25 protein-coding genes and 1 tRNA gene are annotated in these 24767 nt (G+C 72.3%); 16 read left to right on the forward strand and 10 right to left on the reverse strand.

Going from position 1 to position 24767, the window contains the following annotated elements:
- Window positions 1–118: 118 nt before the first annotated feature.
- Both AB0L33_RS01130 and AB0L33_RS01135 read right to left on the reverse strand, forming a co-directional pair.
- Window positions 119–631 (reverse strand): FHA domain-containing protein, encoded by a 513-nt coding sequence (locus AB0L33_RS01130; RefSeq protein WP_018101923.1) that lies wholly within the window; start codon window positions 629–631, stop codon window positions 119–121.
- A gap of 10 nt (window positions 632–641) precedes the next feature.
- Complete coding sequence (locus tag AB0L33_RS01135; RefSeq protein WP_365676991.1) at window positions 642–1523, reverse strand: DUF3662 and FHA domain-containing protein; 882 nt, start codon at window positions 1521–1523, stop codon at window positions 642–644.
- Between the two features lie 359 nt (window positions 1524–1882).
- Between AB0L33_RS01135 and AB0L33_RS01140 the strand changes: the two genes are divergently transcribed.
- Window positions 1883–1965: transfer RNA gene (locus tag AB0L33_RS01140), tRNA-Leu, on the forward strand.
- A gap of 120 nt (window positions 1966–2085) precedes the next feature.
- Here AB0L33_RS01140 and AB0L33_RS01145 read toward each other — a convergent pair.
- Window positions 2086–2535 (reverse strand): MarR family winged helix-turn-helix transcriptional regulator, encoded by a 450-nt coding sequence (locus AB0L33_RS01145; RefSeq protein WP_365676992.1) that lies wholly within the window; start codon window positions 2533–2535, stop codon window positions 2086–2088.
- Window positions 2536–2647: 112 nt separating this feature from the next.
- On the opposite strand from AB0L33_RS01145, the gene AB0L33_RS01150 reads away from it, so the two are divergent.
- The 4 genes from AB0L33_RS01150 to AB0L33_RS01165 all read left to right on the forward strand — a co-directional run bounded on the left by AB0L33_RS01150 (window position 2648) and on the right by AB0L33_RS01165 (window position 6771).
- Window positions 2648–3739, forward strand: a complete 1092-nt coding sequence (locus AB0L33_RS01150; RefSeq protein ID WP_365676993.1) for a hypothetical protein — start codon at window positions 2648–2650, stop codon at window positions 3737–3739.
- A 145-nt stretch (window positions 3740–3884) separates the two neighbouring features.
- Window positions 3885–5384: a DUF2252 domain-containing protein gene (locus tag AB0L33_RS01155; RefSeq protein ID WP_365676994.1), complete on the forward strand. Its 1500-nt coding sequence runs from the start codon at window positions 3885–3887 to the stop codon at window positions 5382–5384.
- Window positions 5385–5477: 93 nt separating this feature from the next.
- Complete coding sequence (locus AB0L33_RS01160) at window positions 5478–6359, forward strand: hypothetical protein (RefSeq protein ID WP_365676995.1); 882 nt, start codon at window positions 5478–5480, stop codon at window positions 6357–6359.
- Between the two features lie 67 nt (window positions 6360–6426).
- Window positions 6427–6771 (forward strand): rhodanese-like domain-containing protein, encoded by a 345-nt coding sequence (locus AB0L33_RS01165; protein ID WP_365676996.1) that lies wholly within the window; start codon window positions 6427–6429, stop codon window positions 6769–6771.
- A gap of 51 nt (window positions 6772–6822) precedes the next feature.
- On the opposite strand, the gene AB0L33_RS01170 is transcribed toward AB0L33_RS01165, so the two are convergent.
- The 5 genes from AB0L33_RS01170 to paaA are packed head-to-tail and all read right to left on the reverse strand — an operon-like array spanning window position 6823 to window position 10380.
- Window positions 6823–7881: a 2Fe-2S iron-sulfur cluster-binding protein gene (locus AB0L33_RS01170; protein WP_365676997.1), complete on the reverse strand. Its 1059-nt coding sequence runs from the start codon at window positions 7879–7881 to the stop codon at window positions 6823–6825.
- Window positions 7882–8382: a 1,2-phenylacetyl-CoA epoxidase subunit PaaD gene (paaD, locus tag AB0L33_RS01175; protein WP_365676998.1), complete on the reverse strand. Its 501-nt coding sequence runs from the start codon at window positions 8380–8382 to the stop codon at window positions 7882–7884.
- Window positions 8376–9077 (reverse strand): 1,2-phenylacetyl-CoA epoxidase subunit PaaC, encoded by a 702-nt coding sequence (gene paaC, locus AB0L33_RS01180; protein WP_365676999.1) that lies wholly within the window; start codon window positions 9075–9077, stop codon window positions 8376–8378. The genes paaD and paaC overlap by 7 nt, the downstream gene beginning before the upstream one ends.
- Window positions 9074–9364: a 1,2-phenylacetyl-CoA epoxidase subunit PaaB gene (paaB, locus tag AB0L33_RS01185; RefSeq protein ID WP_073966613.1), complete on the reverse strand. Its 291-nt coding sequence runs from the start codon at window positions 9362–9364 to the stop codon at window positions 9074–9076. Before paaB ends, paaC begins: the two co-directional genes overlap by 4 nt.
- Window positions 9361–10380: a 1,2-phenylacetyl-CoA epoxidase subunit PaaA gene (gene paaA / locus AB0L33_RS01190; protein WP_365677000.1), complete on the reverse strand. Its 1020-nt coding sequence runs from the start codon at window positions 10378–10380 to the stop codon at window positions 9361–9363. Before paaA ends, paaB begins: the two co-directional genes overlap by 4 nt.
- Before the next feature lie 103 nt (window positions 10381–10483).
- On the opposite strand from paaA, the gene AB0L33_RS01195 reads away from it, so the two are divergent.
- Genes AB0L33_RS01195 through AB0L33_RS01205 form a run of 3 tightly spaced genes read left to right on the forward strand, consistent with a single transcriptional unit; the run spans window position 10484 to window position 13133 of the window.
- A complete protein-coding gene (locus tag AB0L33_RS01195) occupies window positions 10484–11194 on the forward strand; it encodes a DUF5819 family protein (protein WP_365677001.1) in 711 nt (236 codons plus the stop codon).
- On the forward strand, window positions 11191–12441 hold the full coding sequence (locus AB0L33_RS01200) for an HTTM domain-containing protein (protein WP_365677002.1): 1251 nt from the start codon (window positions 11191–11193) through the stop codon (window positions 12439–12441). Before AB0L33_RS01195 ends, AB0L33_RS01200 begins: the two co-directional genes overlap by 4 nt.
- Complete coding sequence (locus AB0L33_RS01205) at window positions 12438–13133, forward strand: TrmH family RNA methyltransferase (RefSeq protein WP_365677004.1); 696 nt, start codon at window positions 12438–12440, stop codon at window positions 13131–13133. Before AB0L33_RS01200 ends, AB0L33_RS01205 begins: the two co-directional genes overlap by 4 nt.
- Before the next feature lie 230 nt (window positions 13134–13363).
- Here AB0L33_RS01205 and paaN read toward each other — a convergent pair whose 3' ends face one another.
- Window positions 13364–15064, reverse strand: a complete 1701-nt coding sequence (gene paaN / locus AB0L33_RS01210; protein WP_365677005.1) for a phenylacetic acid degradation protein PaaN — start codon at window positions 15062–15064, stop codon at window positions 13364–13366.
- A 123-nt stretch (window positions 15065–15187) separates the two neighbouring features.
- Between paaN and AB0L33_RS01215 the strand changes: the two genes are divergently transcribed.
- Together AB0L33_RS01215 and AB0L33_RS01220 are read left to right on the forward strand one after the other, a co-directional pair.
- Complete coding sequence (locus AB0L33_RS01215; RefSeq protein WP_073966607.1) at window positions 15188–15790, forward strand: TetR/AcrR family transcriptional regulator; 603 nt, start codon at window positions 15188–15190, stop codon at window positions 15788–15790.
- 32 nt (window positions 15791–15822) lie between these two features.
- Complete coding sequence (locus AB0L33_RS01220) at window positions 15823–16587, forward strand: hypothetical protein (protein ID WP_365677006.1); 765 nt, start codon at window positions 15823–15825, stop codon at window positions 16585–16587.
- A gap of 15 nt (window positions 16588–16602) precedes the next feature.
- Here AB0L33_RS01220 and AB0L33_RS01225 read toward each other — a convergent pair whose 3' ends face one another.
- Window positions 16603–17124 (reverse strand): Lrp/AsnC family transcriptional regulator, encoded by a 522-nt coding sequence (locus AB0L33_RS01225; RefSeq protein WP_365677007.1) that lies wholly within the window; start codon window positions 17122–17124, stop codon window positions 16603–16605.
- 201 nt (window positions 17125–17325) lie between these two features.
- On the opposite strand from AB0L33_RS01225, the gene pdhA reads away from it, so the two are divergent.
- The 6 genes from pdhA to AB0L33_RS01255 all read left to right on the forward strand — a co-directional run bounded on the left by pdhA (window position 17326) and on the right by AB0L33_RS01255 (window position 24762).
- A complete protein-coding gene (gene pdhA, locus AB0L33_RS01230) occupies window positions 17326–18489 on the forward strand; it encodes a pyruvate dehydrogenase (acetyl-transferring) E1 component subunit alpha (RefSeq protein ID WP_365677008.1) in 1164 nt (387 codons plus the stop codon).
- Window positions 18486–19517, forward strand: a complete 1032-nt coding sequence (locus AB0L33_RS01235; protein ID WP_365677009.1) for an alpha-ketoacid dehydrogenase subunit beta — start codon at window positions 18486–18488, stop codon at window positions 19515–19517. The genes pdhA and AB0L33_RS01235 overlap by 4 nt, the downstream gene beginning before the upstream one ends.
- Window positions 19517–20857, forward strand: coding sequence for a dihydrolipoamide acetyltransferase family protein (locus AB0L33_RS01240; RefSeq protein WP_365677010.1), 1341 nt, complete (start codon window positions 19517–19519; stop codon window positions 20855–20857). The genes AB0L33_RS01235 and AB0L33_RS01240 overlap by 1 nt, the downstream gene beginning before the upstream one ends.
- A gap of 43 nt (window positions 20858–20900) precedes the next feature.
- Window positions 20901–21749, forward strand: coding sequence for an NTP transferase domain-containing protein (locus AB0L33_RS01245; RefSeq protein WP_365677011.1), 849 nt, complete (start codon window positions 20901–20903; stop codon window positions 21747–21749).
- Window positions 21750–21871: 122 nt separating this feature from the next.
- On the forward strand, window positions 21872–23668 hold the full coding sequence (locus AB0L33_RS01250; RefSeq protein WP_365677375.1) for a molybdopterin-binding protein: 1797 nt from the start codon (window positions 21872–21874) through the stop codon (window positions 23666–23668).
- Between the two features lie 20 nt (window positions 23669–23688).
- Window positions 23689–24762 carry a potassium channel family protein gene (locus tag AB0L33_RS01255; RefSeq protein WP_365677376.1) on the forward strand — a complete coding sequence of 358 codons (1074 nt, stop codon included), beginning with the start codon at window positions 23689–23691 and terminating at the stop codon, window positions 24760–24762.
- The last annotated feature ends 5 nt before the right edge of the window (window positions 24763–24767 follow it).

Here is a 24767-nt window from a genome sequence, read left to right on the forward strand (position 1 = left end):
CCGTCGGTTCGGGGTACAGCCGGTCTCGAGCCACACTGCCCACCCTCCGGTCGGGAGCCTGGCCGGGTCCGATGCCCGGACCCCCGCGGCTCGCTCGCTCCGCTCGCTCATTGTCGTACTACTTCCGCAGCTCGATGACGGTCTTGCCGATCCGGATCGGCGCGCCCAGCGGAACGGGCGTCGGGGTGGTGAGGCGGGTCCGGTCCAGGTACGTGCCGTTGGTGGACCCGAGATCCTCGACGATCCACTGGCCGTCACGGTCGGGGTAGATCCTGGCATGCCTGCTGGACGCGTAGTCGTCGTCCAGCACGATCGTTGAATCATGGGCCCGGCCCAGCGTGATGGTCTGCCCCTGGAGCGCCACCGTGGTGCCGGTGAGCGTGCCCTCGGAGACGACCAGCTTGGTCGGCGCCCCCCGGCGCTGGCGGCCGGGCTGCTGGCGCTGCTGCGGCGGTGCCGCGTTCTGGCGTCCCTGGGGCGGACGCGCGTCGTTCGCGGTGCGGCGTGAGCCGCGCTGCGTGACGCGCGTTCCGAACAGGTCGCTGCGAATGACCTGGACGGCCACGATCACGAACAGCCACAGAACAGCCAGGAAACCTAGCCGCATGACCGTCAGGGTCAGCTCTGACATTGCCCCCGCTTCACCCTTCGGCTTGCCGGTAAACGATGGTGGTGCTGCCCACGACGATCCGCGAGCCGTCGCGGAGCGTAGCGCGGGTGGTGTGCTGCCCGTCTACCACGATGCCGTTGGTAGACCCGAGATCCTGGATCGTCGAGGGCGTTCCGGTCCTGATCTCACAGTGCCGGCGGGAGACGCCGGGGTCGTCGATCCGCACATCGGCGTCGGTGCTGCGGCCCATGACCAGCGTCGGGCGGGAGATCTGGTGACGGGTTCCGTTGATCTCGATCCAGCGCCGCACCTGCACGTTCGGCAGGGAGGTGGGGGTGGCCGGCGGACGCCGGTCGGGACCGCCGTGACGCCCGGCGCCCGGCGGCGGACCGGCGGGCATGGGCGGGGCGGAGGCGGGCGGGTAGCCGTAACCGCCGGGGGCCTGCGCGGCGGGACGGCCGGGGTACCCCTGGGGGGGCTGGCCGCCGTAGCTCTGGCCCTGGTTCGGCGCCTGGCCGTGACCCTGGCCCTGTGACGAACTCGACGCCAGGGTGCGGCTGCGGACCCGGTACAGACCGGTGTCGAGGTCCTCGGCCTTCTCCAGGTGGACCTTGATGGGGCCCATGAACGTGTACCGCTGCTGCTTGGCGTAGTCCCGGACGAGGCCGGAGAGCTCGTCGCCCAGCTGGCCGGAGTACGGGCTAAGCCGCTCGTAGTCCGGGGCGCTGAGCTCGACGATGAAGTCGTTGGGGACGACGGTGCGCTCACGGTTCCAGATGGTGGCGTTGTTGTCGCACTCCCGCTGGAGGGCACCCGCGATCTCGACCGGCTGGACCTCGGACTTGAAGACCTTGGCGAAAGTGCCGTTGACCAGACCTTCGAGACGCTGCTCGAAACGCTTCATCACTCCCATGGGGCACCTCCTCCGGTGTCGTCGTCCCTGTACTGCTTACTGATCGTATCCACGCGTTGGGAAATCGGCTGGTTCCCCTTGTCTGCCCTGGGGACGAGTGTCCCCCCTCACACGGATCGTAGAGGTGGCCTCCTCACAGTGTCCCGCACCTTGGACGCACTCAGGAGGAGTGGGGGCGACCTCTGGGGGTTCCCGGTTCCTTTCGGACGTTCTGCGGACGTCGGCCGAGCGTGCGGCGAGTGCCCGGTGAGCGGGCGGCGAAACAACGGATGTGAATCCACCCTGTCCAGCGTGCTAATCTTCCGGATGTCGCCAGGCGCTCGCACCGAAAGGTGAGAGAGCCCGGAAACACCACTCTTGCGCGAGTGGCGGAACGGCAGACGCGCTGGCTTCAGGTGCCAGTGTCCCTAGGGACGTGGGGGTTCAAATCCCCCCTCGCGCACAAGAAAGAAGCCCCCCAGGCATCAGCCCGGGGGGCTTCTTCGGTTCGGGGGCGGTCCGGAGACGACGCCTCCCTGTGTGGTTGGTTTCACGGTGTTTGGTTTCACGTGAAACGCCCGTTTTACGAGTGCGGTGCGTCGCCCGCCGCGTTGTAGCGCAGCAGGTACGCGGCGAACCGGGCGAGGTCGTCCTCCGTCCAGTCCGCGAGGCGGTTCTGGTAGGCCGCGCGCCGGCTGGCCTGAGTGGCGGCGAGGGCTTGGGTTCCGGCCTCGGTGGGGTGCAGGACCTGGATGCGGTGGTCGTCCGGGTCGGGGTGCCGTTCGACCAGGCCCAGCTTCTCCAGGGCGCCGATCTGCCGGCTGACCGTGGACTTGTCGAGCATGTAGTGCGCCGCCAGATCGGTCGCGCGGCACCCCTGCTGGTCATCGATGTGTGCCAGCAGCGTGTACGAGACGAGGGGCAGCTCGGGGTGGAGTCTGGCCGCGGCGGCCCGCGCGCGGCGGGCGAAGGCGGTCAGCTCGCGCTGGATGACGTCCAGCGACTCCTCGCGTTCTCCGGGGGTGCCTGGCACGGGTTCGCCTTCCTCGAGAGTTCAGTTGTAGAGTACAACGGAATCGAAGTTGTAAAAGCCAACCAGTTGAGTTGTAAAAACCAACTATCTGGCCGATCGTCTGGAGCCCTCCATGTCCGCAGGCCCGAGCGCCGCCGCCGGCACTCCGGCGGGCGCGCTGCGCCACGTACTGAGCCACCTCGTCACCCCGCTGCTGATGTGCATCGGCATGGGCCTCGCCTACCTCGGCGCCTTCCACGCCCCGCAACCGCACGACCTCCGGGTCGACGTGGTCGGCTCCGGGCCCTCCGCGCAGGTGCTGGCGCAGACCCTCCAGGACAAGGGGGACGGGGCGCTCAGCGTGCGTACCGTCGCCGACCGCACCACCGCCGCCGAGCACCTGCGCACGCAGGACAGCTACGGCGCCTACATCCCCGGCAACGCCCCCGAACTGCTCGTCGCCTCCGCCTCCTCCGACACCAGCGCCACGGCGGTCGAGAAGGTCTTCACCCAGGTCGCGGCCGGCCAGGGCGCCCCGCTGAAGGTGACGGACACCGCGCCCACGGCGGACGGCGATCCGACCGGCCAGGGCATCTTCTTCCTGCTGGTCGCCGTGAGCATCGGCTCGTACGCCTCCGTCGCCGTGATCGGCGGCGCCGGAGCGGTCCTGCGGCTGCGGGTCCGGGCGGCGCTGGCGCTGGGCGCCTCGCTGGTGGTCAGCGCCATCGGGGCGGTGTTCGCGGGACCGCTGTTCGGTCTCGTGGACCACGGACTCGCGGGGCTCTGGGCCATGGCGTGGCTCTACTCGGCGGGCATCCTGCTGATCGGTGTGGGCTTGCACACGTTCCTCAAGCGGTGGACCACGCTCGGCGTGATGGTGCTGTTCGTCATGCTCAACTTCACCAGCTCCGGCGGGATCTTCCGCCCCGAGCTCCAGCCCGGCTTCTTCGGCGCGCTGCACTCCTTCTGGAACGGGGCGGGCTTCGTGGAGGGCGTACGCAGCCATGTGTACTTCGGCGGCCACGCGCTGGGCGGAAATCTGCTGGTGCTGGCGCTCTGGTTCGTCGCGGGCGTGGCGCTGACGGGGCTCGCGGGCCTCGCGGAGGCGCGTCGGCGCTCGGCGGCCGCCCTTCCGGCCGTCCCTCCTGCCCCCGCTTCCGCAGGCCCGGCCGGCGCGTCGGCCGCGGAGGAGGAAGAGGAGATGGAGGAGGCGGTCGGGGTCTGAGCGGCTGACCAGCGGGGGAGCGCTCGGTCCCCGGAGTTGTCCACAGGGGCAGACGTCGATCGTTGTACGGCGGTACCGTCGGCGGCAGTTGATGTCGGTGCAGGTCCCGGCGGCTGCGCCGGGCGGGGCGGGGAGGCTGCGCGCCATGGAAACGACCGGGACGGGACTGCCGCCGGTACGACTCGTTGAACCCGGTGGTGAAGCCGCGAACACGGGGGCCGTGCTCCCCGCAGGCGGGGGTGGCCCGCGCATACCGGCCGTGCCGGGGTTCGCCCGCCGTACGGACCGGGCTCATGCGCAGGCCGGGGGCCGGGCGAAGGACAGGGGCAAGGCGCTGCGGGCGCGGGTGCCCAGGTCCGCGCACGCGACGCTGGACCTGCCGGCCGGGCGGCCGGACGCGGTGCGCGCCGTCGAGGAGTCCAACCGGGGCCGGGTGGCGGAGCTGACACCGATACGGGTGGGCCGGATGGCCGCCACCCCCTTCGCCTTCCTGCGCGGCGCGGCCGGCCTGATGGCCCATGACCTGGTGGGCACCCCCGTCACCGGGATCGCCGCCCAGCTCTGCGGCGACGCGCACGCGGCCAACTTCGGGCTGTACGGCGATGCGCGCGGCGGCCTCGTCATCGACCTGAACGACTTCGACGAGACCGTGGCCGGGCCCTGGGAGTGGGACCTCAAGCGCCTGGCGACCTCGCTGGTGCTCGCGGGCCGGGAGGCCGGTGCCGACGAGGACACCTGCCGCAAGGGCGCGTACGACACCGTGGGCGCCTACCGGCGGACGATGCGGCTGCTGGCCCGGATGCCCGCGCTCGACGCGTGGAACGCCATCGCGGACGAGGAGCTCGTCTCCCACACCGACGCGCGGGACCTGCTCGGCACCCTGGAGCGGGTCTCCGAGAAGGCCCGCAACAACACCGGTGCCCGCTTCGCCGCGAAGTCCACGGAGGAGTGCGAGGACGGCGGCCGCCGCTTCGTGGACGCGCCGCCGGTGCTGCGCCGGGTCCCGGACGCGGAGGCCGCGGCCGTGGCGGCGGGTCTCGGCGACTATCTGGGGACCGTCTCCGAGGACCGGCTGCCGCTGCTGGCCCGGTACGCGATCCACGACGTGGCGTTCCGGGTCGTCGGCACCGGCAGCGTCGGCACCCGCTCGTACGTGGTGCTGCTGCTGGACCACCGGGGGGAGGCGCTGGTGCTCCAGGTGAAGGAGGCCAGGCCCTCGGTGCTCGGGCCGCATCTGGCCGCCGTGGGGTTCGCGGTGCCGGAGGTCGCGCACGAGGGGCGGCGCGTGGTGCTCGGGCAGAAGCGGATGCAGGTCGTCAGCGACCATCTGCTGGGCTGGACGACGGTGGACGGCCGGCCCTTCCAGGTACGGCAGTTCAGGAACCGCAAGGGGAGCGTCGACCCCGCCGCCCTGGCCGCCGACCAGGTGGACGACTACGGCCGGATGACCGGGGCGCTGCTGGCGCGGGCCCACGCCCACAGCGCGGACCCGAGGCTGCTGGCCGGCTACTGCGGCAAGAACGACGAGCTGGACGAGGCGGTGGCGTCGTTCGCGGTGACCTACGCGGACCGCACGGAGGCGGACCACGGGGAGCTGGTGCGGGCGATCGGGGCGGGACGGATCGCTGCGGAGCGGGGCGTGTGAGCGGCGGATGCGCCGACAGCCCGGCAGGACGAGTGAGGTTTGCCGGGGCCACCACGGGTCCACGGGGACGGGCCGGGGCCATACGCTGGACGGGTGACCCACGAAGCGCCCGGGGTGCCGACCTCCCGGAATGACGATGACCTGCAGGACGAGGCCAGGCCGGCCGCCGGCCGCGAGGAGGCGGCGGATACCGCGGCGCAGGAGCGGCCCGAGGCGCGGCTTGCCCAGGCCGTCCGGGCGGCCGAGCAGGCGCTGATCGAGTTCGAGATCGCGGTGGAGACGTTCCGGGTCGAGGTGGAGAACTTCTCCCGGCTGCACCACCAGCGGCTCGGTCCGATGTACGCGCGGCTGGACGAGCTGGACGCGCAGATCGCCGAGGCGCGGGCGGCGAAGACCGGGGACCCCGAGGACCTGCGCAAGGCCGAGGAGGCGCGATCGGTCGTGATGCCCATGCCGGGCGTGGACGAGCTGTTCCACGACTGGATGGACTCCGAGGGCCTGTCCCCCGAGGCGTCGGCCATGCTGACCGATCAGACGGTCCGCCCGCCTAAGCGGGTCCGGCCCACCGACGAGGCCCGCAAGCTGTACCGCGATCTTGTCCGCAAGGCGCACCCGGACCTCGCCCAGGACGAGGCGGAGCGGGCCAGGCGGGACGAGTTCATCGCGCGCGTCAACGCCGCCTACGGGCGCGGGGACGAGGCCCAGCTCAACGAACTGGCCGAGGAGTGGGCGGCGGGACCGGCGGCGCCGCGGCAGGAGCTGAGCGAGGCCGACGAGCTCTACGCCCGGCTGGACTGGCTGACCCAGCGCAAGGAACTGCTGACCGAGTGGGCACAGGAGCTGGAGGAGAGCGCGATCGGCGCCATGCTGCGGATGGCCCCGGACGACCCGGACCAGCTGCTGAACGAGATCGCCGAACAGCTGCTGGGCGAGGTCTCGCAGCGGGAGGCGGAGCTCGCGGCTCTGGTGCAGTAGCGTTTTCGGTGGCCCCGAGCGCACTGGTTCGGTGACCCGAGCGCACTGACGAGAGAAGGCATGACCCATGAATTTCGGCCCGCTTCCCACGGTCGATGTCGCCTCCGTTCCGGCGGACGGCCTCGTGCTGGACGTCCGGGAGAACGACGAGTGGGTGGCGGGCCACGTCGAGGGCGCCCTGCACATTCCCATGAGCGACTTCGTGGGCCGCTTCGGTGAGCTGACCGAAGCGGTGGAGGACGGCCGTCGCGTGCATGTGATGTGCCGGGTCGGCGGCCGGTCCGCCCAGGTCACCCAGTACCTGGTGCAGCAGGGGATCGACGCCGTCAACATCGACGGCGGCATGCTCGCCTGGGACGGCGCGGGCCGCCCGATGGTCACCGACGACGGCACCCCGGCCTTCGTCGCCTGACGCGGACCCGCCCGCGACCCGTCCGCCCCCGGCCCCTCCGGCGCCGGGGGGTCAGCGGTCGAAGTCGAGCTCCACCTCCTCGGTGACCGGATGGGACTGGCAGGCCAGCACGTAACCCGCGTCGGTCTCCTCCGGCTCCAGGGCGTAATTGCGGTCCATCCGCACCTCGCCGGAGACCAGGAACGCCCGGCAGGTGCCGCAGACGCCGCCCTTGCACGCGTACGGGGCGTCCGAGCGGCTGCGCAGCACCGTCTCCAGCAGCGACTCGCCCCCCTCCACCGGCCAGGTGCCGGACCGGCCGTCGAGCGTCGCCGTCAGGACGCCGCCGACCGGCGTCTCGACCCGGGGCCCCGCAGACGTGGCGGGGGTGTCCTCGACGTGGAAGATCTCCTGATGAATGCGGGAGCGGTCCACGCCCATCCCGTGCAGCGCGCCCTCGGCTGCCCGGACCAGGCCCAGCGGCCCGCACAGGAACCAGCCGTCGATCTCCGCCACCGGCAGCAGCGCCGGCAGCAGTCCGGAGAGCCGTTCGCCGTCCAGCCGGCCCGAGGGCAGACCGGCCTGCTGCTCCTCCCGGGACAGGGCGGTGACCAGCTGGAACCGGTCCGGATAGCGGTCCTTCAGGTCAGCGACCTCGTCCAGGAACATCGTCGAGGCGGCGGTCCGGTCACTGCGGACCAGGCAGAACGTGGCGTTCGGCTCCCGGGCGAGCAGGGTGGCCGCCATGGACAGCACCGGGGTGATGCCGCTTCCGCCGACGATCGCCGCGAACTGGCCGGCGCGGGGCGTCAGGACGAAGCGCCCCATCGGGGGCATCGCCTCGATCGTGTCCCCGACCAGCAGCTCCTTGAGCGCGTACGTGGAGAACGCGCCGCCGTCCACGAGGCGGATGCCCACCCGCAGCGCCGGACCGGCCGAGGGCTCGGGGGCCGGTGCGCAGATCGAGTACGAGCGGCGGACCTCCTCGCCGTCCACGGTGTAGCGGACGTTGAGATGCTGGCCGGGCTTGTGCCGGAAGGTCTCGTGCAGGCCGGGCGGGACGGCGAGGGTGACGGCCACCGAATCGTCCGTGAGCCGCTCGATCCCGCTGACCCGGAGCGGATGGAACATCTACAACTCCTTGAAGTGGTCGAACGGCTCCTGGCAGGCCACGCAGCGCCGGAGCGCCTTGCACGCCGTGGAGGAGAACCGGCTCAGCAGCTCCGTCTCGGTGGAGCCGCAGTGCGGACAGCGCACGGACAGGGCCAGCGGCACCGGACCGCCGGGCGTGGTGTCGTGCGGCCGGGGCGGGGCTATGCCGAACTCCGCCAGCTTCCGGCGCCCTTCGGCGCTCATGTCGTCCGTCGACCAGGCGGGCGACAGGACCGTCTCCACGGACACCTCGGCCACGCCGTGGTCGTGCAGCACGCGCTCGATGTCCGCCGACATCGCCTCGATCGCCGGGCAGCCGGTGTAGGTCGGCGTGAGCCTGACCGTGACATGGTCCGGGTCGTGCACCTCCACGCCCCGGACCACACCCAGGTCCTCCAGCGTCAGCACCGGCAGCTCCGGGTCCGGGACGGAGCCCGCGATACTCAGCAGCTCCTGCTCGACGGAGGTCCAGGTCACCATGACGCCCCCGGGTGGCTGCGGTGCAGGTGCTGCATCTCGGCGAGCATCCGGCCGAAGGACTCCGTGTGGATGCCCTGCCGGCCCGCGCCCGCCGTCCAGGCGCCGGACTGCGGGCCCGCCGGCACGGTCAGGGTGGCCCGGCCGAGGACGTCGGTGACGGCCTCCAGCCAGCGGCTGTGCAGCGCCTGCCAGTCGACGTCGATGCCCTCGACCGGCTGGAACAGCTCGCCGGTGAAGCGCCACAGGGCGTCCGCCGCCCGCTGCATTCGCTCGTGGCTCTCGTCCGTCCCGTCACCGAGGCGCAGGGTCCACTGTTCGGCGTGGTCCCGGTGGTAGGCGACCTCTTTGACCGCCTTGGCCGCGATCCCCGTGAACGGGCCGTCGCCGGCGGCCAGCTGCTCGTACAGGCCCTGCTGGTAAACCGAGAAGTAGAGCTGCCGGGCGATGGTGTGGGCGAAGTCGCCGTTCGGCTGCTCGACCAGCTGGAGGTTGCGGAAGGCGCGTTCCTCGCGGAGGTAGGCCAGTTGGTCCTCGTCGCCCGCGAGCGAGAGCAGCAGCCGCGCCTGGCCCAGCAGATCGAGGGCGATGTTGGCGAGGGCGACCTCCTCCTCCAGCACCGGGGCGTGGCCGGCCCACTCCCCCAGCCGGTGCGAAAGGACCAGCGCGTCGTCGCCCAGGGCGAGGGCCGCGGTCACAGGTGCTTCACCCCGTCCGGGATCTCGTAGAACGTCGGGTGCCGGTAGGGCTTGTCCCCGGCCGGCTCGAAGAAAGAGTCCTTCTCGTCCGGCGAGGAGGCCGTGATCTGGGAGGAGGGCACGACCCACAGCGAGACCCCCTCGGACCGGCGGGTGTAGAGGTCGCGCGCGTTGCGGAGGGCCATTTCGGCGTCCGGCGCGTGGAGGCTGCCGGCGTGGGTGTGGGAGAGCCCGCGCCGCGAGCGGACGAACACCTCCCACAGCGGCCAGTCCGTCGAGCTGCTCATGCTGTCGCCTTTCCGTTCCGTACGGCCGGGTCCTCGCCGGGCGTGTGCTTGCGGGCGTACGCGGCGGCGGCCTCGCGGACCCAGGCGCCTTCCTCGTGTGCGCGGCGGCGCTGCGTGAGGCGCTGCTCGTTGCACGGGCCGTTGCCCTTCAGGACCTCCTGGAACTCGGTCCAGTCGATCGCGCCGAAGTCGTGCCTGCCGCGTTCCTCGTTCCACCGGATGTCCGGGTCCGGGAGGGTCAGGCCGAGCGCCTCGGCCTGGGGGACGCAGATGTCCACGAACCGCTGCCGCAGCTCGTCGTTGGAATGCCGTTTGATCTTCCAGGCCATCGACTGCGCCGAGTGGGCCGAGGCGTCGTCCGGGGGGCCGAACATCATCAGGGAGGGCCACCACCAGCGGTTCACCGCGTCCTGGGCCATCTCGTGCTGTGCGGGCGTGCCGTTGCTCAGCGCGAGGAGCAGTTCGTAGCCCTGGCGCTGGTGGAACGACTCCTCCTTGCAGATGCGGACCATCGCGCGGGCGTACGGGCCGTAGGAGCAGCGGCAGAGGGGCACCTGGTTGGTGATCGCGGCGCCGTCCACGAGCCAGCCGATGGCGCCCACGTCCGCCCAGGTCAGCGTCGGGTAGTTGAAGATCGACGAATAGCGCTGGCGCCCTGCGTGGAGCTTGTCGAGCAGCTCCTCGCGGCCGGTGCCCAGGGTCTCGGCCGCGCTGTACAGATACAGGCCGTGCCCGGCCTCGTCCTGCACCTTGGCCATGAGGATCGCCTTGCGGCGCAGCGAGGGGGCGCGGGTGATCCAGTTGGCCTCCGGCTGCATGCCGATGATCTCGGAGTGGGCGTGCTGCGCCATCTGCCTGACCAGCGAGGCGCGGTACGCGTCGGGCATCCAGTCGCGCGGCTCGATGCGTTCGTCCGCTGCCACCGCTGCGTCGAAGGCGGCCAGAAGGACCGCGTCGGGCCCCTCTCCGCCGCTTGCTGCCGTCTGCGCTGTCTGGCCCGCAGTCACTGCCGCCATCCCGGACTCCCTACCGACCGATCGTTCGGTTCAATGTCTTCAATGGTGAGTCCGTGGCCCGTAGGGTGTCAACCCTGTGGATAACCGACGCGATCGGGGCGGGATGGATTCGGACGACGACAGGGTCGCCGACGGCGGGGGCGGGCCTGTTCATGCCGTCGAGGCGCCCGCGGCGGCCGGCGGAATGGCCGGGCTCTCGTTTCCGTATCAGATCGTCGCAGCCGTGGCGCTCGCCGCTTTCGGGGTGCTCGCCTGTACGCAGCTGGCCATGGTCTTCCTGCACGTCGCGCCCGCCAACACGCTGACCAAGCAGCACGGCGCGGCGGTGGACGACTGGGTGTACCCCGAGTTCGAGCAGAACTGGAAGCTCTTCGCGCCCAACCCGCTGCAACAGAATGTGTCCGTTCAGGTGCGCACCGAGATGGCCGGACCCGACGGCCCCCGCACGACGGCCTGGCGGAACCTCTCCGCCGAGGACGGCCGCGCGATACGCGGCAATCCGCTGCCCAGCCACGTCCAGCAGAACGAGCTCCGCCGGGCCTGGGACTTCTACGTCGGATCGCACGACGACAAGAACCGGGCCAACGGCCTGCGCGGCACCCTGTCCGAGAAGTACGTCCGCCGCCTGGTGATGCTGCGCCTCGGCGGCAGGGACGACGGCGGGACCATCCTGAGGATTCAGGTCCGGTCCGAGGTCCGGGCCGTCGCGGCGCCCGAGTGGAGCGGCGAGAAGATCAGCACCGGCCCGTCCTATCGCGTCCTGCCCTGGTGGACGGTCACCGCTGACGACCTGCCCGAGGAGGCAGGACAGTGAGCACCCCGCACCCGGTCCGCGGCCTCGCCGGCTCCGTCCAGCGCGTCACGGCCTCGGCCCTCGGGCCGTACCAGAGCGCCGTTATCCGCATCGGCTTCTCGGCCACCTTCCTGCTGTTCCTGCTCCGCGAACTGCCCCACCGGCACGAGATGTACGGCCCCGACGCGCCCTGGCGCTGGGACCTGGCGCGGCAGCTGATATCCGGGAACCAGGCGTTCACGACCCTCATGTGGTCGGACAGCGGCCTGTGGTTCGAGACCGTCTACGCGCTGGCGCTGCTCTCGTCCCTTCTGCTGATGCTGGGCTGGCACACCCGCGCCGTCTCCGTGGTCTTCATGGCCGGAGTCCTCTCGCTGCAGAACCGCAGCATCTTCATGGGCGACGGTGGCGACAACGTCATCCACCTGATGGCCATCTACCTAGTGCTGACCCGCTGCGGGCAGGTCTGGTCGCTGGACGCCAGGCGGGTGCGGGGCCGCGCATCCGAGGAGTACGCCGACCAGGGGGCCGGTGGGCGGCGCGTGCCCGGGGAGCCGGCCGGGATCGTGCTGTGGGTGGTGCTCGGGGCCGTCCTGGTGGGGGGCTCGGTGGCGGGCGGTCTCGGCGGGACCGTGTGGCTGCCGCTCCTCCTGTGGTGCCTGTGGATCGGTCAGGGCGCCTGGTGGGCAGTGAACCGGTACGCGCCGCGCAGCGAGCTCCGTACCCTCCTCGACGTCATCGCCAACCTCGCCCACAACGCCACCCTCGTCGTGATCATGGCCGAGGTCTGCCTGATCTACGCGACGGCCGGCTGGTACAAGATCCAGGGCTCGCGCTGGCAGGACGGCACCGCGCTGTACTACCCGCTCAAGCTGGAGTACTTCACCCCGTGGCCCGCCCTGTCGGACCTCCTGGCCTCCAGCGGCGTCATGGTCATGGTGCTGTCGTACGCCACGGTCATCGTGCAGGTGGCCTTCCCGTTCACCCTCTTCAACCGGCGCGTGAAGAACTTCCTGCTCGGCGCCATGATCTGCGAGCACGCGGGGATCGCGCTCCTGCTGGGGCTGCCGTTCTTCTCGATGGCCATGATCGCCGCGGACGCCGTCTTCCTGCCGACCGCCTTCCTGGTGTGGCTCGGCGGGCGGGCGACCGCCGGGCGCGAGCGGGTGTTCCGGCGGCGGGGACGGGTGCCGGCGCCACGTGCCGCCGGGGGCGGCCCGGAGGCACCGGAGCCCGGCGGCGGCGGGAGCCATACCCTCGTCGGGTGAGCAGTGAGACCGGCAGCACCGGTGAGACCAGCGACGGCGGCGCGCCCGTGGGCGATGAGCCCGCGCAGTACGACGAGGGATTCGGGACGGAGATCGGTGTCGGGCCGCATCCGCAGCCCTGGCCCGAGGACGAGCGGTACGACCCCGAGCTGCTGGCCGGTGGTGACCGGCGCAATGTGGGCGACCAGTACCGGTACTGGACCCGTGAGGCGATCGTCGCCGACCTCGATCTGCGCCGCCATGACTTCCACGTGGCCGTGGAGAACTGGGGCCACGACTTCAACATCGGGTCCGTCGTGCGGACCGCGAACGCGTTCCTGGCCAAGGAGGTGCACATCGTCGGGCGGCGGCGCTGGAACCGGCGCGGGGCGATGGTCACCGACCGCTACCAGCATGTCCGGCACCACCCCGACACCGCGAGCCTGACCGCTTGGGCGGCGGCCGAGGGGCTGCCGATCGTCGGGATCGACAACCTGCCGGGGGCGGTGCCGTTGGAGCGGACGGTCCTGCCTCGGCGGTGTGTCCTCCTGTTCGGGCAGGAGGGGCCCGGGCTGACGGAGGAGGCTCGGCGGTGTGCGGAGGTGGTGTGTTCCATCGCGCAGTTCGGGTCCACGCGGTCGATCAATGCGGGGGCGGCTGCCGCGATCGCCATGCATGCCTGGGTGGAGCGGTATGCGGTGATTCCTGGGTGAGGTGGGGTGCGGTGCGGGTCCGGGTGTGGACGGGTGGGGTGGGTGCGCTTGCGGCGGGCCCTTTCCCCTACCCGCCCCTTCCCGTAACCGGGGCTCCGCCCCGGACCCCGCGCCTCAAACGCCGGCGAGGCTGGGGGCACGTTGTCGGGGCTGGGGGTCACGCCAGCGGGTTGGGGCGCACGCCGGCGGGGCTGGGGGGCACGCCGGCGCGCTGGGATTCGTGGGTGGCTTCAGTTCTGGCGGCGGATCTCGATCGTGCGGAAGCGGTTCGAGACGAAGGCGCCGTCGCAGAGGGCCGCGTTGGCCGCCGGGTTGCCGCCTGAGCCGTGGTAGTCGGAGAAGGCCGCCGTCTGGTTGACGTACACGCCGCCGGTGAGGTTCAGGGAGAGCTGGGCGGACTCGTCCAGGCAGACGTCCTCCACCGCGCGCTCCACCTCCGGGGACGTCGTGTACGCGCCGACCGTCATCGCGCCCTTCTCGCGGATCGTGCGGCGCAGCAGCTCCAGGGCGTCAGCCGTGGAGTCGACCGCGACCGCGAAGGAGACCGGGCCGAAGCACTCCGAGAGGTAGGGGGCCTCGCCGTCCGTCTTGGCCGCGTCGAGCTTGACGATCACAGGGGTGCGTACGGTGGCGTCCGGGAAGTCCGGGTTGGTCACCTCGCGGGACGGGAGCGCGACCTCGCCCAGCTGCGCCGCCGACTCCAGGCGGGCCTTCACGTCCGGGTTGACCAGGGCGCCCAGCAGGCCGTTCGCCCTGGCGTCGTCGCCGAGGAGGCCGGTGACGGCGGCGGCGATGTCGCCGACCACGTCGTCGTACGACTTGTCGCCGACGTCCGTGGTGATGCCGGAGCGGGGGATGAGCACGTTCTGCGGGGTGGTGCACATCTGGCCGCTGTACAGGGAGAACGAGAACGCCAGGTTGGCGAGCATGCCGCGGTAGTCGTTCGTGGAGTCCACGACGACCGTGTTGACGCCGGCCTTCTCCGTGTAGACCTGGGCCTGGCGGGCGTTGGCCTCCAGCCAGTCACCGAACTCCGTGGACCCGGTGTAGTCGATGATCTTGATCTCGGGGCGCACCGCCAGGGCCTTGGCGATGCCCTCGCCCGGGCGCTCGGCGGCCAGGGCGACGAGGTTGGGGTCGAAACCGGCCTCCGCGAGCACGTCGCGCGCCAGCCGGACCGTGAGCGCCAGCGGGAGCACCGCGCGGGGGTGGGGCTTGACCAGGACGGGATTGCCCGTGGCGAGGGAGGCGAAGAGGCCCGGGTAGCCGTTCCACGTGGGGAAGGTGTTGCAGCCGATCAGGAGCGAGATGCCGCGGCCCGCCGGGATGAACGTCTTGTGCAGCGCGAGCGGGTCGCGCTTGCCCTGCGGCTTCGACCAGTCGGCCGTCCGGGGCGCGCGGAGCTGCTCCTCGTAGGCGTAGGCGACGGCTTCGAGGCCGCGGTCCTGGGCGTGCGGGCCCCCGGCCTGGAACGCCATCATGAACGCCTGGCCGCTGGTGTGCATCACGGCGTGGGCGAACTCATGGGTGCGGGCGCTGATCCGCGCCAGGATCTCCAGACAGACCAGGGCCCTGGTCTCGGGGCCCGCCTCGCGCCAGGCCGGCATGCCCGCCCGCATCGCCGGAATCAGCACGTCCGGGTCCGCGTGCGGGTACTCGACGCCGAGCTCGGGGCCGTACGGAGAGACCTCCCCGCCCGCCCAGCCGTCGGTGCCCGGCTGTCCGAGGTCGAGGCGGCCGTGCAGCACGGCGTCGAAGGCGGCCTTGCCCTCGGCGGTGCCGAGGCTTCCCGGAGCACCGCCCTCGCCGTACGCCTTCGGGTGCTCGGGGTGCGGGGACCAGTAATCACGCGTGCGGATCGCTTCGAGGGCCCGGTCCAGCGTGGAGCGGTGCCTCTCGGACAGCAGGTGCGGGGAGAGCTCGGCGGCCATGACGGACCAACTCCTCATCGAGCTGGGCAGGGACGGGCGGACAGAGTTAGAGTAACCGAACGATCGGTCGGGACAAGGGGGCCCACGAAACCTGTGGACAACGCGTAGGGGAGGATCGCGGACATGACCACGGCCAAGCGGGACACGTACACACCGGAGACTCTGCTGACCGTCGCAGTCCGTGTGTTCAACGAGCGCGGCTACGACGGCACGTCCATGGAGCACCTGTCCAAGGCGGCCGGAATCTCCAAGTCGTCCATCTACCACCACGTCGCGGGCAAGGAGGAGCTGCTGCGCCGCGCGGTCAGCCGGGCCCTGGACGGGCTGTTCGGGATTCTGGACGAACCGGGGGCGACGCGGGGCCGTGCGATCGAGCGGGTCGAGTACGTAACTCGTCGCACCGTCGAGGTGCTGATAGCCGAACTCCCCTACGTCACGCTGCTGCTGCGGGTGCGGGGCAACACGAAGACCGAGCGCTGGGCCCTGGAGCGGCGGCGCGAGTTCGACCAGCGGGTCGCCGAGTTGCTGAAGGCGGCCGTCGCGGACGGCGATCTCCGCTCCGACGTGGACATACGGCTCGCGACGCGGCTGCTGTTCGGGATGGTGAACTCGCTCGTGGAGTGGTATCGGCCGCTGCCCGACGGGGGCGCGGACGGGGACCGCCTCGCCGACACGGTGGTGCGGCTCGCTTTCGACGGCATGAAGGCCGGTCCGGACCGCCGTTGACTGCGGCATGGGGCCCCACCAATATCGCGCCCATGACCGCTGCGCTCCGGGTGCCCGGACTCCTCTGTGCCGCCGCCGCACTGTTCCTCACGGCCTCGCTGGCGGGCTGTTCGTCGGAGGGCGGGGGCGACAAGGGTGACGGCGCCGGTGGTGGCGCGTCGGCCGGGAAGCCGGACGACTTCGGGTGTCTGACGCCCGAGGAGGCCGAGCGGGCGTCGATCACCTTCCGGAGCGAGGACGGCTCCGAAACCGGTGCGTACGCGCCGCGCGGCGGTGCGGGCGCCGGGATCGTGCTCGCGCACCAGTCCGACGGCACGGCCTGCCAGTGGAAGGACAAGGCCGACGAGCTGAGCAAGGCCGGCTATCGCGTGCTCGCGGTCAACTCGACCGGGCCGGAGGTTGCCGAGATCATCGGCGCTGCCGGCTATCTGCGGGACAAGGGTGCCGAGAAGCTCCTTCTCATGGGTGCCTCCAAGGGCGGTACCGCGGTGCTCGCCGCGGCGCCCCGGCTGAACCCGCAGCCCGACGCCGTCGTCGCGCTCTCCGCCCCCGAGCAGTACTCCACCATGAATGCCGTCGGGGCCGTGCCCCAACTGACCTCGCCCGTGCTCTACATGGTCGGGGAACTGGACGGCGACTTCGGGGCCGGAGTGAAGGAGCTGAACAAGAAGAGCGTGAAGTCGCCCGAGCACAAGCTGGTCTACGTGCGGGACGAGAGCGCTCACGGGGTGGCGCTGCTCTACGACGACGCGCGCTGGGCCACCGTGCGCGGATTCCTCGCGAAATATGGTTCCTGACCTGCCCGTACCCGCTCAGGCGAGCTCCGTGGGCCGGTCCGGTCCCGGCGCCAGGTCCGTTTCCTCGAACACCAGGAGCGTGCGCGTCGAGAGCACTTCCGGAATGGCCTGAATGCGGGTCAGCACCAGCTCGCGCAGCGTCCGGTTGTCCGGTGTGTGCACCAGGAGCAGGACGTCGAAATCGCCGCTGACCAGCGCGATGTGGGTGGCTCCCGGCAGTGCCTGGAGCTGTTCGCGGACGGTCCGCCAGGAGTTCTGGACGATCTTGAGCGTGATGTACGCGGAGGCGCCCTGCCCCGCCCGCTCGTGGTTCACCCGCGCGCCGAAGCCCCGGATGACACCGTCCTCGATGAGCCGGTTGATCCGGGCGTACGCGTTCGCGCGCGATACGTGGACACGGTCGGCCACCGACCGTATCGAGGCGCGCCCGTCCGTCTGGAGCAGTCGCAGGATGGCGTGGTCGATGGAATCGAGCGGGCGCGCCGGAGGAACCTGACCCGGCCCGTCGGCCCCGTCGGCCATTTGTTCAGCTGGCATGTTCCCGCGCCTCCCCGTCCTGGACGACCTGCTCCTATCCCAGGCTGTGGAAAACCGTTTGTCCACAGGCTGGCGGCGCCTGTAGCCAAAATGCGCTCGCGACCGAACAATCGGTAGGTGAGGCACGCCACACCTGTGCTTCACGCCGTTTTCGATATATCACCATATGTCGACACCCCTCGATGCTCGGAGGTGCCTGTCATGACGGTCCAAGAGCTGCCCGGAGCGGCCGCCTACCGGCCCACGCCGCCCCCGGCCTGGAAGCCGCTGACCGATCCCGCGCCGCTGCTCCCGGACCCGGAGCCGTACCGGGTCCTCGGTACGGACGCGGTGGCCGACGCCGATCCCGAGCTGCTGCTGCGGCTCTACGCGGAGCTGGTGCGCGGGCGGCGGTACAACGCCCAGGCGACGGCACTGACGAAGCAGGGCCGGCTGGCGGTCTACCCGTCGAGCACGGGCCAGGAGGCCTGCGAGATCGCGGCCGCCCTGGTGCTCGACGAACAGGACTGGCTCTTCCCCAGCTACCGCGACACGCTCGCGGCGGTGGCCCGGGGTCTCGACCCGGTCGAGGCGCTGACGCTGCTGCGGGGTGACCGGCACACCGGCTACGACCCGCGTACGCACCGCATCGCCCCGCTCTGCACGCCGCTCGCCACCCAGCTGCCGCACGCCGTGGGGCTGGCCCACGCGGCGCGGCTCAAGGGCGACGACGTGGTCGCGCTGGCGATGGTCGGCGACGGCGGCACGAGCGAGGGCGATTTCCACGAGGCGCTGAACTTCGCGGCGGTATGGAAGGCCCCGGTGGTCTTCCTCGTGCAGAACAACGGCTTCGCCATCTCCGTACCGCTGGCCAAGCAGACGGCGGCGCCGTCCCTGGCCCACAAGGCCGTGGGGTACGGCATGCCCGGCCGGCTGGTCGACGGGAACGACGCGGCCGCGGTGCACCAGGTGCTCACCGAAGCGGTGGCGCGGGCCAGGAGCGGGGGCGGTCCGACGCTGGTCGAGGCGGTCACGTACCGCATGGACGCCCATACGAACGCCGATGACGCGACCCGCTATCGCGGCGACAGCGAGGTCGAGGCGTGGCGGGACCACGACCCCGTCCAGCTCATGGAGCGCGAGCTGACCGGGCGCGGTCTGCTCGATGAGGGTGGGGTGGAAGAGGCACGGTCGGCCGCCGAGCGGATGGCGGCGGCGCTGAGGGAGCGGATGAACGCGGACCCGGTGCTCGACCCGATGGACCTCTTCACCCATGTGTACGCGGAGCAGACGGCGCAGTTGCGGGAGCAGGCGGCCCGGCTGCGCCAGGAGCTCGCCGCGGAGAACGACCAGCACGGCACGGAGGACGGGGGAGCAGGGCGATGACCACGGCAGCGGTGACGGCCGGGGCGCGGACGGCGAAGGCCAAGCCCGCCACCATGGCGCAGGCGCTGGGGCGCGCACTGCGCGACTCGATGGCCGAGGACCCCACGGTGCACGTCCTCGGGGAGGACGTCGGGACGCTCGGCGGGGTCTTCCGGATCACGGACGGCCTGGCGAAGGAGTTCGGCGACGAACGCTGTACGGACACCCCGCTCGCCGAGGCGGGCATCCTCGGGGCCGCGGTCGGCATGGCGATGTACGGGCTGCGGCCCGTGGTCGAGATGCAGTTCGACGCGTTCGCGTACCCGGCGTTCGAGCAACTCGTCAGCCACGTCGCCAAGATGCGGAACCGGACCGGAGGCGCGATGCCGCTCCCGATCACCGTCCGGGTGCCCTACGGCGGCGGCATCGGCGGCGTCGAGCACCACAGCGACTCCTCGGAGGCGTACTACATGGCGACCCCCGGTCTCCATGTCGTCACCGCGGCCACGGTGGAGGACGCCTACGGGCTGCTGCGGGCCTCGATCGCCTCGGACGACCCCGTGGTCTTCCTGGAGCCGAAGCGGCTGTACTGGTCGAAGGCCGACTGGTCGCCGGAGCATCCCACGGCCGTGGAGCCCATCGGCCGCGCCGTCGTGCGACGCCCCGGCCGCAGCGCGACCCTGATCACCTACGGGCCGTCCCTGCCGGTCTGCATGGAGGCCGCGCAGGCGGCGGTCGAAGAGGGCTGGGACCTCGAAGTGGTCGACCTGCGCTCGCTGGTGCCGTTCGACGACGAGACCGTCGCCGCCTCCGTCCGCCGTACCGGGCGTGCGGTGGTGGTCCACGAGTCCACCGGCTTCGGGGGACCGGGCGGCGAGATCGCGGCCCGGATCACCGAGCAGTGCTTCCACCACCTGGAGGCGCCGGTGCTGCGGGTCGCCGGGTTCGACATTCCGTATCCGCCGCCGATGCAGGAGCGGCACCACCTTCCCGGCGTGGACCGGGTCCTCGACGCCGTCGCGCGGCTCCAGTGGGAGGCGGAGAACTGATGCCTCAGGTTCTTGAGTTCAGGCTTCCGGATCTCGGCGAGGGGCTGACCGAGGCGGAGATCGTGCGCTGGCTGGTGGAGGTCGGGGACGTCGTCGCCATCGACCAGCCCGTGGTCGAGGTCGAGACGGCCAAGGCGATGGTGGAGGTGCCCTGCCCGTACGGCGGTGTGGTGACCGCCCGCTTCGGCGACGAGGGCGCCGAGCTCCCGGTGGGGGCCCCGCTGCTGACCGTGGCCGTCGGATCGCCCGTGGAATCCGCCGGGGGCGGTGCGGACGCGGATTCCGGGACAGAGGATTCCGGGTCCGGGAACGTGCTGGTGGGCTACGGGACCGGGGCACCGCCGGTGCGGCGTCGGCGGGTCCGGCCGGAGGGGCTGAAGGCGGCGGTCGCCGTGCCCGTGACGTCTGTCGAGGCCGCGGCACCGGCCCCGGCCGCCGCGCCCGACCCCGCACCCGGGCCGGTCGCGGTGGTTTCCCCCCTGGTCCGCAGGCTCGCGCGGCAGCACGATCTGGATCTGCGCCGGCTCGCCGGGTCGGGGCCCGACGGGCTGATCCTGCGCGCCGACGTCGAGTCCGCGATCCGGTCGGCCGCCGAGGCGCCCGCCCCGGAGGTCGCCTCCTCCCCCGCGGATTCCTCTGCCGTCGGTGAGCGGATCGCGCTGCGCGGTGTACGGGGAGCGGTCGCCGACAAACTGGCCCGCAGCCGACGGGAGATCCCCGACGCCACCTGCTGGGTCGACGCCGACGCGACCGGGCTGATGGCCGCCCGCGCCGCGATGAACGACGCCGCCGGGGCCGGTGCGGCCAAGGTGTCGGTGCTCGCCCTTCTCGCCCGCATCTGCACCGCCGCCCTGGCCCGCTACCCGGAGCTGAACTCCACGGTGGACCAGGAGGCGCGCGAGATCGTCCGGCTGCCGCAGGTCCACCTCGGGTTCGCGGCGCAGACCGACCGGGGCCTGGTCGTCCCCGTCGTACGGGACGCCCACGCCCGCACCACGGAGTCGATCGGCGCCGAGATCGCCCGGCTGACCGAGGCGGCCAGAACGGGCACACTGACGCCGGCCGAACTGACCGGCGGCACGTTCACGCTCAACAACTACGGGGTCTTCGGGGTGGACGGCTCGACGCCGATCATCAACCACCCCGAGGCCGCGATGCTGGGCGTCGGCCGGATCGTCCCCAAGCCGTGGGTGCACGAGGGGCAGCTCGCCGTGCGCCAGGTCGTGCAGCTCTCCCTGACCTTCGATCACCGGGTCTGCGACGGCGGCACCGCCGGAGGGTTCCTGCGGTACGTCGCGAACTGCGTGGAGCAGCCGGCGCTGCTGCTCCGGGGCGTGTAGCGGCGGGGCGGGGCCCGGCCGCCGGGCCCCGCATACTCGGGGCATGACCGCGTACGACGCCATCGTTCTCGCCGGAGGGGCCGCCAAGCGGCTGGGCGGTGCCGACAAGCCCGCCGTCCGGGTGGGCGGCCGCCCGCTCCTGGACCGGGTCCTCGCCGCCTGCTCCGGCGCCGGGACCACCGTGGTGGTGGGGGACCGGCGGCCCACCGCGCGGGCGGTGACCTGGGCGCGCGAAGTCCCTCCCGGCGGTGGCCCGTTGGCCGCGCTGGGGGCCGGGGTCCGGCACACGTCGGCGGAACGGGTGCTCGTGCTCTCCGCCGATCTGCCGTTCCTGGGCGCCGATACGGTCGCGGCGCTGCTGGCCGCCGCTGGGCGGGACGGCGTCGAGGGTGCCCTGTGCTCCGACGAGGGTGGGCGCGACCAGCCGCTCGTCGCCGTCTACCGGGGCGAGCCGCTCCGCCGCGAACTGGCCTTCCTCGCCGCCGAGCACGGTGGTCTGGGCGGGCTGCCGCTGAGGCTGCTCACGCGGGAGCTGACGCTGTGCCGGGTGGCGGCGGGCCCCCTCGCCTCGTTCGACTGCGACACCTGGGAGGACATCGCTTCGGCCCGGGCCCGGATCAGAGAACATGGGACGGTGCTGGACGAATGGATCACCGCAGTCAAGGAAGAACTCGGCATTGACCTCGACGTCGACACCGGCCTCCTGCTCGACCTCGCCCGTGACGCCGCGCATGGTGTCGCCCGGCCCGCCGCGCCCCTGACGACCTTCCTGGTCGGCTACGCGGCGGCGAAGGCGGGCGGCGCCGGCGGAGGACCGGAGGCAGTGGCCGAGGCCGCCCGCAAGGCGGCCGCGCTCGCGCTCCGGTGGGCGGACGAGAACGAGACGCCGTGACGGGGTCCGGGGCGCCCGGGGGCGACCGGGGTGACCCCCGCGCCCTCGCGGAGTCGCGCGTTGCCTCCGAGGCGGAGGCGCGGGCCGACGAGGAGCGGGCCGTCGCCCAGGCCCTGGCCCTCGTGAGCCGGTCGCCGCGCGACGCGGAGCCCGCGCGGGCGGACGCGCCGTCCGACTGGCTCACCAGCCTGCACAACGACTGGTCGGACGACCCGGCCCCCGGTGAGCGGGGCACCACCCCCGCAGCGCCGGCGAGCGTCGGCCCCGGCGCCGAGCGCGCCGACCGGCCGGGAGGCCACGCGCCCGCCAGCCCCGCCAGCTCCGCAACCCCCGTCTCTCAGGGGGGCGGTACTCCCCGGCAGCCCGGAGAGCAGGGCGACCGCCCGATCGCCTCGTCGGACCCCGGGCCCGGCGGAGCCCCGCTGAGCAACGCCGGGTGCTCGGACCAGTCAGGGAGCCACCGCCCCGGCCCGGCCCCCGCCGGTGACCGGCCCGGCCCCCGGCCCGGCATCGCCCCCGTCGGACCTCAGCCCGACTCCCCTCGGCCCGACGGCTCCCCCGCCGGTGACCGGTCCCGCCCTCGGCCTGACGCCCCCCGGCCCGATGCCTTCCGGCCCGACTCCCCTCGGCCCGACTCCCCCCGGCCCGACTCCCCTCGGCCCGGCGCCTCCCGGCACGCAGCGGTCCCCTGGCCCGCGGCGCGGGCCGTCGCCGCCCGGGCCGGGCAGCGTGGTGCCGTGCGTACCGAGCGGCTCGGGCTCGGCACGGTGCTGGGGCGGGGCCTGGGGGAGCCGTTGGTCGCGCTCACCGACCTGCCGTCCTTTGACACCTCGGCCATGGATGGCTGGGCCGTCGCGGGGCCCGGGCCCTGGCAGATCCGGGACGACACCGGCATCCTCGCCGGCCAGGACGCGCCCGCCCCCCTGCCCGACGGGGAGGCCGTGCGTATCGCCACCGGCGCCCGTATCCCCGCCGAGGTCACCGCCGTCATCCGCAGCGAGCACGCGCACGCCGACGAGGCCAAGGGGCTGCTGTACGCGGAGCGGTCCGTGAGCCAGGGTCAGGACATCCGGCCCCGCGGCCAGGAGTGCCGGTCGGGGGAGATCCTGCTCCCCGCCGGAACGGTCGTCACACCCGCCGTCCTCGGACTGGCCGCGGCCGCCGGGTACGACGAGCTGTCCGTCCGGGCCCGGCCGCGCGTCGACGTCCTGGTGCTCGGCGACGAACTGCTCACCGCCGGGCTGCCGCACGACGGGCTGATCCGCGACGCGCTGGGCCCCATGATCGGGCCCTGGGTGCACGCGCTGGGCGCCGAGGTCACGCCCCCGCAGCGCCTCGGCGACGACGCGGAGGCCCTGCGCAAGGCGCTCACCCGCTCCGAGGCCGACCTGATCATCACGACCGGTGGCACCGCCGCCGGGCCGGTCGACCACGTCCACCGCGTCCTCGACCGGATCGGGGCGGAGCTCCTGGTCGACGGGGTCGCCGTGCGTCCTGGTCATCCGATGCTGCTGGCCCGGCTCCCCTCCGACGGGCCCTGGCTCGTCGGGCTGCCCGGCAACCCCCTGGCCGCCGTCTCCGGACTGCTCACCCTGGCCGGGCCGCTCCTCGGCGGACTGGCCGGCCGCACCCCCGATGACCCCTACCGGGTGGCTGTGCGCGACGATGTGCACGGGCATCCGCGCGACACCCGGCTGGTGCCCGTGGTCCACCGGGCGGCCGGAGAACCCGGAACCGCGGGCGGCGCCGAGCACGTCGTACCACTGCACTACAACGGTCCCGCCATGCTGCGCGGGATCGCCGCCGCAGACGGGCTGGCCGTCGTGGAGCCGGGCGGGGTACGGTCCGGCACCGAGGTGGAGATCCTCGATCTACCGTGGGTCCCGGCGACGCCGTGGACTGAAGGGTGTTTCACGTGAAACTTCCGGGCCAGGACGCGATGGCCAGGCGGGCGGACGAACAGGTCGTCCCCACCCGTGTGATGCTTCCGCGCCGGGTCGTGGACGGGCCGGCGCGCCAGGTCGCCAAGCGGCTGATGATGGCTCTGATGGTGCTGGCCATCACGGTGTTCATCGTCTGGGTCGACCGGGCCGGCTACCACGACGCGGCCGACGGCAAGGTCGACCTGCTGGACTCCGTGTACTACGCGACGGTCACCCTCTCCACCACCGGCTACGGCGACATCACCCCGTACAGCGACGGCGCCCGCCTCATGAATGTGGTGCTCGTGACACCGCTGCGCGTGCTCTTCCTCATCATCCTGGTCGGCACCACCCTTGAGGTCCTCACGGAGCGGACCCGGGAGGACTTCCGGCTGAAGCGTTGGAGAACCAACTTGCGTGACCACACTGTCGTCGTCGGCTTCGGCACGAAGGGCCGCTCGGCCATCCAGACCCTGTGCGCCACCGGGCTGAGCAAGGAACAGATCGTCATTGTCGACCCGCAGTCCAAGGTGATCGAGATCGCCAACGCCGAGGGCTTCACGGGTGTCGTCGGGGACGCCACGCGCAGCGATGTGCTGCTCCGGGCCGAGCTTCAGAAGGCCCGTCAGGTCATCATCGCCACCCAGCGCGACGACACCGCGGTGCTGGTCGCGCTGACCGCCCGCCAGCTCAACCGGGGCGCGAAGATCGTGGCCGCGGTCCGCGAGGAGGAGAACGCCCCGTTGCTGCGGCAGTCCGGTGCGGACGCCGTCATCACCAGTGCCAGCGCGGCGGGCCGGCTGCTCGGCCTGTCCGTGCTCAGCCCCAGCGCGGGCACGGTCATGGAGGACCTGATCCAGCAGGGCAGCGGCCTCGACCTGGTCGAACGTCCGGTGATAAAGAGTGAGGTCGGCAAGGGCGTGCGGGAGACCGACGACCTTGTCGTCAACGTGCTGCGGGGCCACCGGCTCCTCGGCTACGACGACCCGGCGGCGAGCCCCTTGCAGTTGACGGACCGCCTGATCACCATCGTCCGCGCCTCGAACGAGCCGCCCGGCTACCCGCCGCACCAGGGGACCGCGCGTTCCTGAGACCG

It is taken from the genome of Streptomyces sp. NPDC052299 (assembly GCF_040679335.1).
GTDB lineage: Bacteria > Actinomycetota > Actinomycetes > Streptomycetales > Streptomycetaceae > Streptomyces.

Bases quoted from the DNA above. Each gene is read 5' to 3' on its own strand.
- paaD (WP_365676998.1), bottom strand. From the start codon at position 8,382: ATGGTGACCTGGACCTCCGTCGAGCAGGAGCTGCTGAGTATCGCGGGC.
- AB0L33_RS01235 (WP_365677009.1), top strand. From the start codon at position 18,486: ATGACCACGGCAGCGGTGACGGCCGGGGCGCGGACGGCGAAGGCCAAG.
- paaN (WP_365677005.1), bottom strand. From the start codon at position 15,064: ATGGCCGCCGAGCTCTCCCCGCACCTGCTGTCCGAGAGGCACCGCTCC.
- pdhA (WP_365677008.1), top strand. From the start codon at position 17,326: ATGACGGTCCAAGAGCTGCCCGGAGCGGCCGCCTACCGGCCCACGCCG.
- paaA (WP_365677000.1), bottom strand. From the start codon at position 10,380: ATGGCGGCAGTGACTGCGGGCCAGACAGCGCAGACGGCAGCAAGCGGC.
- AB0L33_RS01225 (WP_365677007.1), bottom strand. From the start codon at position 17,124: ATGCCAGCTGAACAAATGGCCGACGGGGCCGACGGGCCGGGTCAGGTT.
- AB0L33_RS01195 (WP_365677001.1), top strand. From the start codon at position 10,484: ATGGATTCGGACGACGACAGGGTCGCCGACGGCGGGGGCGGGCCTGTT.
- paaB (WP_073966613.1), bottom strand. From the start codon at position 9,364: ATGAGCAGCTCGACGGACTGGCCGCTGTGGGAGGTGTTCGTCCGCTCG.
- AB0L33_RS01215 (WP_073966607.1), top strand. From the start codon at position 15,188: ATGACCACGGCCAAGCGGGACACGTACACACCGGAGACTCTGCTGACC.
- AB0L33_RS01170 (WP_365676997.1), bottom strand. From the start codon at position 7,881: ATGTTCCATCCGCTCCGGGTCAGCGGGATCGAGCGGCTCACGGACGAT.
- AB0L33_RS01240 (WP_365677010.1), top strand. From the start codon at position 19,517: ATGCCTCAGGTTCTTGAGTTCAGGCTTCCGGATCTCGGCGAGGGGCTG.
- AB0L33_RS01130 (WP_018101923.1), bottom strand. From the start codon at position 631: ATGTCAGAGCTGACCCTGACGGTCATGCGGCTAGGTTTCCTGGCTGTT.
- AB0L33_RS01220 (WP_365677006.1), top strand. From the start codon at position 15,823: ATGACCGCTGCGCTCCGGGTGCCCGGACTCCTCTGTGCCGCCGCCGCA.
- AB0L33_RS01255 (WP_365677376.1), top strand. From the start codon at position 23,689: ATGGCCAGGCGGGCGGACGAACAGGTCGTCCCCACCCGTGTGATGCTT.
- AB0L33_RS01135 (WP_365676991.1), bottom strand. From the start codon at position 1,523: ATGGGAGTGATGAAGCGTTTCGAGCAGCGTCTCGAAGGTCTGGTCAAC.
- AB0L33_RS01150 (WP_365676993.1), top strand. From the start codon at position 2,648: ATGTCCGCAGGCCCGAGCGCCGCCGCCGGCACTCCGGCGGGCGCGCTG.
- AB0L33_RS01245 (WP_365677011.1), top strand. From the start codon at position 20,901: ATGACCGCGTACGACGCCATCGTTCTCGCCGGAGGGGCCGCCAAGCGG.
- AB0L33_RS01155 (WP_365676994.1), top strand. From the start codon at position 3,885: ATGGAAACGACCGGGACGGGACTGCCGCCGGTACGACTCGTTGAACCC.
- AB0L33_RS01165 (WP_365676996.1), top strand. From the start codon at position 6,427: ATGAATTTCGGCCCGCTTCCCACGGTCGATGTCGCCTCCGTTCCGGCG.